Origin of the sequence: Lacticaseibacillus camelliae DSM 22697 = JCM 13995, from assembly GCF_001436615.1 — a bacterium.
GTDB classification, from domain to species: domain Bacteria; phylum Bacillota; class Bacilli; order Lactobacillales; family Lactobacillaceae; genus Lacticaseibacillus; species Lacticaseibacillus camelliae.
Map to the genome: position 1 here is coordinate 1 of NZ_AYZJ01000072.1, position 2813 is coordinate 2813.

General features: G+C 45.7%; 2 protein-coding genes. Both read right to left on the reverse strand.

What is annotated here, in order from left to right:
* A partial coding sequence (locus FC75_RS10040) for a 5-methylcytosine restriction system specificity protein McrC (protein WP_056989807.1) occupies positions 1 to 1120 on the reverse strand: 1120 nt, incomplete at its 3' end.
* Positions 1110 to 2753 carry an McrB family protein gene (locus FC75_RS10045; protein WP_056989808.1) on the reverse strand — a complete coding sequence of 548 codons (1644 nt, stop codon included), beginning with the start codon at positions 2751 to 2753 and terminating at the stop codon, positions 1110 to 1112. The genes FC75_RS10040 and FC75_RS10045, both read right to left, overlap by 11 nt.
* Between the last annotated feature and the right edge of the window lie 60 nt (positions 2754 to 2813).

The window sequence follows — 2813 nt, forward strand, 5'->3', positions numbered from 1 at the left end:
AGACCACTATCAAGGATTCGTTATCATCGTTGCACTTGACTTGAAAATTGAGGAAATAATCATCCCCGCCGATATTTCCCATAGGCTTATATTTGGCGTCAGCTACGACTGCACGGTGATCCACACTTCCAATATAATCCGGATAGACACGCCCTATTCGACTTCCGCTCTGATACTCTTCAAAGAGCGGACGTCCGCCTTTTTGAAGTCGGTTATTAGGATGTTCAAAACCAGCTGGCAATATCTGCGCCAGATATTCTTCCCAAAGCGATGCACCATCAAAAGCCACACCCATTAGTCTTCTGTTGCCGGCTCCTAGTAATGCCGAACGATGAGTGGCAATCAAAATTGCCAGCCGTTGCAACTGCCGGTACTCATGATAATAGGCGTGTCGCACTGGTCGCTGCAGGTTTTGATAAATCAAACGTGATAATCTACCAGGACAAGATGACGTCAACTCACGTACTTGCGCGACTTCTGGCCTAATTGTTTGTAACAAAGGCACCAATGATTTGCGTCCGGCCAGCTGATCAATCACCAACCTAACCAATTGCATGACAAAATTATCCGCAACTAATTCTCTCCGTCGGTACACAATTTTTCCATCATACCAGTTGCCTGTCTGTATTTGAGAATTGAGATCAATTCGTCCTCGTACATTGGAATCCCGCTCAATAGTCTCCACATAACAGCGATAGGGTCCTTTTCGCATTGCCTCCCGTAAATACGCGGCAAAAACATAGGGTAACATGTCTAGCAAGTGGTCCTGTGCCTCTGCGGGAACAAATCCATGGAATACTGCTGGCAAGCGCAACACACGTGCCAACAAGTAATTAAGAAAATAATCATTTTGGGCTGTCGCAAACCAAGAAGTAATTGTCAGATTCTCGGCTTCATAATTAAAAAATCCCATGATGTTGCTCGTCCAGTATCCGCGGGAATCATGCTTTAAGATGTATTGGTCCTTACTAGAGTTTCTCAACTGTGTCGCCTCTGCGGGCAAGAGAAAGACCCCAGCCTCAATCAGCTCGCTTAGCGGTGTATTTGTAAGCGTTTTGGCCAACTTAGGGATAGCAGCCAATTCACCTTCAGAGATCTTAGAATTATCCTCAATTTTCACTAGCTACGCCCTCATAGGCCTCATGAAATCTCTCAATGGCTTGATCTTCATCAACTGTCCCACGAAGATATTCCTTCAGTAGTGGCTCAAGGTAATCTTGCCAGAGTTGTTCTGGGGAGAGGGTCGCAAGCTCAAGAAAGTACGCGGGACCAATCTGATAGTTTTCGTTCAGTTCGGGATGCTCGATGATGGCCTTGTTTAGGCGATTCATCCGCATATTTGCCTCTGCAGTCTTTTCTTTCAGTTCACCGAGCATGGAACTGCAATCCTTGGGATCGATATTGAGGAACCTGAAGCGCCGCCGCATAGCGAAGTCAAAAGTGTCTACCGAGCGATCAATATCATTCATCGTCCCGATAATATAGACATTTTCCGGAACATAAAACTCTGGTGTGTCTTTAGGGTGCAAATTGGCGTACTGTGTCTGAACTGTACCCTTTTTACCTCTGTAACCTGGATCGATAGAATAAAAAAGCTCCCCGAAGATTTTTCCAAGTTCTCCCCTGTTAATTTCGTCAATGATGAAAACATAGGAAGCCTGGCTGGCAGAGTCTAATTTGTTGTAGAGAATCAGACCAACGTGATCAATCATGTAGTTGAGAATCGCCTTGCGATAATTATCATGGCCACCCGCCGGTACACCAGGCAGGCCACGGTAGACCCTGTACATCTGATTGTGGCTGTAAAACCTACCCTTTCCAGAAAGCCATTCGCCTTGACCATATTCACTTTGGTACGTGCGCGTGGCGAGACCATCCCCAGTGATGTTCAGTTCAACACCAAACTCTCCCCGCAGGGCATTAGGGACAATGATAAAACCCTTGGAGTCAATCAGCTCCAATAGGCGATCCCAGGAAGCATCAAAAGTAGCCTCAGGGTTTGATTTTTGCTCCCGTGCAGCATTAATAAACTTATAAAACACCCCAGGTTGCCACCGTATGTTGATCTGGCCATTATCTCCGTCGACTGGCCGCAAACCTTCAACGAAATCGGTGTAGTCATAACTAGGGTGAAACTGCACAAAGCCGATATGGCTTTGCAAATCAGGTGATAAAGTTGTCAGGTCGGTTGTAGCTCCGTTGCTGACAATGTCCGCTGCAACCATCTTCGCCAAAAAGGTCTTACCAGTCCCAGGTGCCCCATGAAAAATAACGTTCTTTGATTCTTTCAGTGCTTGTACATACTTCTCAACCTCGCTGTCAACACCTTGGTCCTTAGCAGGAACGTATCGAGCGTCGACTTCCTCCCAGAACTTGATCAAAATGCTTTGAATTTCTTCATCAGTGGGGAAGTCAGCTTCAACAGGTATCGCTTCTAACTGCTCACGTCTCTTATTTTTTGAATAGAAGCTAACCGTCAAACTTTGAAACTTGTCGTCTTTATATATATAGCCAACATTAACACCGACGATGTTCATATATCCGTCTTCGCGAGTTTGATTGCCGCCCTTGCCTGTCAGCATATAATTCCAATGCAACGGAAAACCACCAACCCGCGGGGCATCATCAGCGGTCTTTTTCTTCATCCCCGTGATGTATCGATTACGCCTGGAATGCTCAACATCAAAAGCTCCTCCATTATTGTGAAAAGCAAATGCTGCCTCATGCAAAAATTCGGTAAATATCGGTTTCATTTTAGTTCCCCAGTTTACAATTCAAGTGCAACACCCTGACGACTAGACCAGAAAGGCCAT

Coding starts and splice junctions, on each gene's coding strand:
- FC75_RS10045 (WP_056989808.1), bottom strand. CDS start 2,753: ATGAAACCGATATTTACCGAATTTTTGCATGAGGCAGCATTTGCTTTT.